Consider the following 4,534-nt stretch of genomic DNA (forward strand, 5'->3'; position numbering starts at 1 on the left):
AGTTGAAAAGCTTAAAGCCGAGCTGTTAAAACAGCCCACGTTGTTTGCTGATGAAACCCCCTTAAAAGTGGTCAAATCCGATAAAGTGAACAGTTACATGTGGGTCTATTGCTCAGGTCGAGACACACCAGAGCCGAAAAATAGCATTCCTAATATCGTACTTTACGACTTCCATAATAGTCGCGCGGCCGCCTGCGTGGTTGATTATCTTGATGGTTATCAAGGTTATTTACATGTTGATGGTTATCAAGCTTATGGTAAAACAGACGCGACACTCGTTGGTTGTTGGGCACATGCACGGCGTAAATTTATTGATGCGAAAAAGTTACAAGGTAAAAATAAAGTTGGCAAAGCGGATGTGGTGTTGAGTCTCATCCAAAAACTGTATGGCGTTGAATCACGCATCAAAGATAAAAGTATCGATGAAAAATACACAGCAAGGCAAGCTGATAGTTTGCCTATTCTGAATAAGCTAAACACATGGCTTGAGCAGAATCAGCGACATTTAGTCGGTAACAGCAAGCTAATAGAAGCCGCTAACTATCTAGCCAATCAATGGCACAAGCTGATACGCTATCTAGATAATGGGCAATTAAGTATTGATAACAATCGGGCAGAGCGTGCAGTCAAACCGTTTGTGATAGGGCGAAAGAATTGGTTATTTAGCCAAACGACCAATGGAGCCCATGCTAGTGCGACGCTTTACAGTATCGTGGAAACCGCCAAGGTCAATGGTTTAATGCCATTTGATTATATCTGTGCTTGCTTTGATGAACTGTGCCAACCTTCCCCTGATATCGACCGCCTGTTACCATGGAATTTCAAAAAATAGGTGTGGTTTGCTAGACGCTTACCGCGCAGTTTCTATTTCTATTAGTTGCCCTTTATATTGGCTCTCGATTTGGAGGCATAGGGTTAGGCGTCATTTCTGGTATTGGACTGGTCATTGAAGTGTTTATCTTCAAAATGCCACCAACTTCCCCTCCCATTACCGTTATGCTGATTATATTGGCAGTGGTCACTTGTGCCTCTATTTTAGAAGCCGCTGGCGGTTTAAAATATATGTTACAAATGGCCGAAAGAATGCTTCGTAAAAATCCAAAGCGAGTAACGTTAATTGCGCCTTTTGTTACTTACTCTATGACTTTTTTATTAGGTACAGGTCATGCAGTTTATTCCATTATGCCTATTATTGGTGACGTGGCATTAAAAAATGGTATTAGGCCAGAACGCCCAATGGCAGCCGCTTCAGTCGCCTCACAAATTGCCATCACCGCTTCCCCAATCTCTGCTGCCGTGGTTTATTATTTAGCTCAAATAGTCGATATCGGAGCAGATATCACATTACTTTCCATCTTACTTGTTACTGTTCCTGCTACTTTATTCGGGACATTGATGATGTCGCTATACAGTCTCAAACGAGGTGAGGAACTAGAAGAAGATGAAGTCTATCAATCTCGTTTAAAGGATCCTGCTTGGCGTGATAAAATAATAAACACGACTTCAACGAGTTTAGACCAAAAACTACCTAATTCAGCAAAACATGCTGTGCTGATATTTTTATTATCGATTGTTGTTATTGTCATCATTGCCATGGTTCCTGAAATAAGAACAATAGCGGAGGGTGACAAACCAATCAGTATGTCTGTGATCATTCAAATGATGATGTTGGCCTTTGGTGGGATTATTTTAATTGCGACTAAAACCAATCCTCAACAAGTCCCTAATGGTGTTGTATTTAAATCAGGTATGGTTGCTGCTATTGCTATTTTTGGTATTGCTTGGATGTCAGACACTTACTTTCAATATGCCATGCCACAATTTAAGTCAGAGATAATTGATGTCGTCACAATGCACCCTTGGACATTTGCATTAGCATTATTTATCGTTTCTGTCGTTGTTAACTCACAGGCTGCGACAGCTCGTATGATGTTGCCAGTAGGCTTAGCACTCGGATTAGAACCGGCTTTACTGATTGGTTTGATGCCAGCGGTATACGGCTATTTCTTTATTCCTAATTACCCTTCCGACATTGCAACAGTTAATTTTGATAGCTCAGGAACAACAAAAATAGGCAAATGGTATTTTAACCACTCCTTCATGTCAGTGGGATTAATTGGGGTTATTTCAGCTTGTTGCTTAGGTTATCTATTAGGTCAAATTGTTATAGGATAATTAATCTAATCAAAGTCAGCCTATTTAAATAGCCAGTGAGGAATCAACATTGATACCGCACTGGCTATTAGGTCCAGCTTTCAATTTAAATAACAAAGTATAAGCCTATAAAAGTGTCCTTTATTGTTTTAAACAACCTAATCAAGAAAGCTTAACGCCATTCACTTCTGTGCTCGCCTTAAATCTTACGCTATTTATGGGGACGACTTTTTAAACGCTTTATTAACATGAATTAAACTAATTAACTTAATCAGTGGCTTAATGATTAACTGAGCACTACCGACAATAAATAGCCAAGTCCCACTTTCCACTAGCGAAGCATTCAAAAAGAAAAAGCTACCAATTAAAAACCAAATAGCAATAAACAAGTCATTTATTGCTCCCAATGCTTCATATCGTCGTTGTATAACAACGTGTTTACCTAGGTATATATCATTCATTGTTTATTTCTTTTACTCACGTCGTAGAGGAAGTAACTAAGCAGTTCGAGTTATATTCTCAGTTACTTTGAAAAATAGATAAGTTAAGCGCAACCGGGTGACCTAGCCAATAAGCATGCTCTGTATGATCTTTTAGATTGTCGCCGGTTAAAGCGTGTACTAATACAGTTAAACCATTGCGTTCTTTTTCAGCCAAGGGATCAGCTGTTCGAAGTCACTTGATGTGAAAAGAAGTTGGCAGCTCCATCTTGGATGAGGACCAACTAATTTTTGATGTGCTCTACCCACCTGTAATTGAAATAATTCACCTGCTTTTTCACATAATGCTTTAGCAAACGTGAATGTTTCTTTGTCAAAATAAACATGCGCATGATAAGCGTCATAATTATTTACGGGGAAGTTTACTTTGTTCATGCACTTACTCTGCTTTTTCAAAAAATGGTAATGGATAGGTTTTAGGGTTGCCATTGACAACTTTATACCCAAAGTTGACAACCTTTGTTCTGCCCTTAGCTGAGTCATTCCAATAAACCTCTGCTCTATGGTTACGTACTTCATGCATAATGATGTCGTAACTTAACATTAAAGGAAGTGAGCTACTCTGCTCAGGAAGAGGCAATGCTAACTCAATAACGACTAAAGTATAACCTCCAACATGTGCATTATAAGCACGCTCAAGTTTGGCTAAATTCAGATTAAATAGTAATTTTTCATTACCGTCGACTAAAAAATATGCTTTTGAATGTAATCTTGCAAGTCATCTAAAGAAGCACCAGAGACCTTTTCCCCTTGTTTAATATGCTTTAGTTCATGAAGCTCAGGCGCAGCAATCACTAATTCCTCTAAAGGAAAGTTAGCCGGTAACTTTACTAGATCAGTACCTTCCTTAGAGAAATCTAAAATACTACCAGGTAGTGAATGCGCATAAGCACTACTCACCTGCAGAAAGAGAACAAACAGAAAAAATTGCTTTAGTCGTAAGAAGGCATGTCTCATTTGGTTTGGCCTCCATAGTCATCGACTTTATCTCGCCAAACAGAGTGTGGGTGATTACCTTTTTCATTCGTTGATTTATTAGATTGTAAAGAAAACTCAATCCAAAGTGATGGACCATCAACGCGCACATAATCATCTTCACTATTTAAATCTGTTGTTCCTGAATACCCAATCACAGTATCAGCCATTTCTGCGCTATATTTATCCATGTACTTTTGAGCATCAGCAGCATTGATATCTTCAACATAAGTTGCAATAGCTTTTAACAATAATACTTTTTGAGTGTTATTAAGCTTATCAGCACTAATACCTTCTTGTTGCTCAGGAATTGCATCATCCGCTTACGGCCCAGCTAAGATATCTCGATATGTCCCTTCTAATTCAGCCTCTTTTAATTGTTCAGGTGTTAATGAATTTAAAAAAGCAGCAAAAGTATCTCTTTCTTGTAACATTGGAATATTGGTACGGCCATTCATCTCAAAAGCACGAAAAGGCTCTATGCCTCTGAATGAAGGTGTTGCACCAATCAACTCACCCTGATTGTATGTATTAGCAAAAGCGAGATGATGTCCGCCATAATAAAGCTCCCAAAGGCCGGTTTCTGAAGGTGTACCCAAAAAGGCAATTTTACTATTAAACGAAGAATAGCCCGCTTTATAATCATCACTGACAGTACCGATATAATCATCTGCATTGAGCGTTTGTACTAATTCATCGAACCCTTCATTTTCTTTAAGGCCCGCTGCTTCCATTAAAATAGCTTTCACTACACCACGTTGTTCAACTTTTAGCTCACCTAAAAACACACCAGGTCGTGAAGGAAATGCCCCAGCTGGAAGGTTGCTCCACTTTTTAGCTTCAGCAACGGAATAATACCAATCACACTAATTAACTGATCTATTTTACTTGCTAAAATAACTTAT

4 protein-coding genes and 3 pseudogenes are annotated in these 4,534 nt (G+C 38.8%); 2 read left to right on the forward strand and 5 right to left on the reverse strand.

All coding sequences use genetic code 11. The features are described 5' to 3' along the window. On the forward strand, positions 1 to 832 hold an 832-nt coding region (tnpC, locus tag V6256_RS14925), incomplete at its 5' end, for an IS66 family transposase (protein WP_341599066.1). 26 nt (positions 833 to 858) lie between these two features. After that, a pseudogene (locus tag V6256_RS14930) lies at positions 859 to 2,175 on the forward strand (anaerobic C4-dicarboxylate transporter); the annotation flags it as partial. 194 nt (positions 2,176 to 2,369) lie between these two features. On the opposite strand, the gene V6256_RS14935 reads toward V6256_RS14930, so the two are convergent. From V6256_RS14935 to V6256_RS14960, 5 genes and pseudogenes are all read right to left on the reverse strand, one after another. Continuing rightward, positions 2,370 to 2,615: a YrhK family protein gene (locus tag V6256_RS14935; protein ID WP_341599067.1), complete on the reverse strand. Its 246-nt coding sequence runs from the start codon at positions 2,613 to 2,615 to the stop codon at positions 2,370 to 2,372. A 58-nt stretch (positions 2,616 to 2,673) separates the two neighbouring features. Next, a pseudogene (locus V6256_RS16470) lies at positions 2,674 to 3,083 on the reverse strand (DOPA 4,5-dioxygenase family protein). After that, positions 3,034 to 3,234: a hypothetical protein gene (locus tag V6256_RS14950; protein ID WP_341599070.1), complete on the reverse strand. Its 201-nt coding sequence runs from the start codon at positions 3,232 to 3,234 to the stop codon at positions 3,034 to 3,036. Before V6256_RS14950 ends, V6256_RS16470 begins: the two are co-directional and overlap by 50 nt. Positions 3,235 to 3,338: 104 nt before the next feature. After that, positions 3,339 to 3,611: a hypothetical protein gene (locus tag V6256_RS14955; protein ID WP_341599071.1), complete on the reverse strand. Its 273-nt coding sequence runs from the start codon at positions 3,609 to 3,611 to the stop codon at positions 3,339 to 3,341. Continuing rightward, a pseudogene (locus tag V6256_RS14960) lies at positions 3,608 to 4,462 on the reverse strand (DUF3500 domain-containing protein); the annotation flags it as partial. The pseudogene V6256_RS14960 and the gene V6256_RS14955, both read right to left, overlap by 4 nt. Positions 4,463 to 4,534: the final 72 nt, after the last annotated feature.

The sequence above is a fragment of the Psychromonas aquatilis genome, from assembly GCF_038155185.1.
GTDB lineage: Bacteria > Pseudomonadota > Gammaproteobacteria > Enterobacterales > Psychromonadaceae > Psychromonas > Psychromonas aquatilis.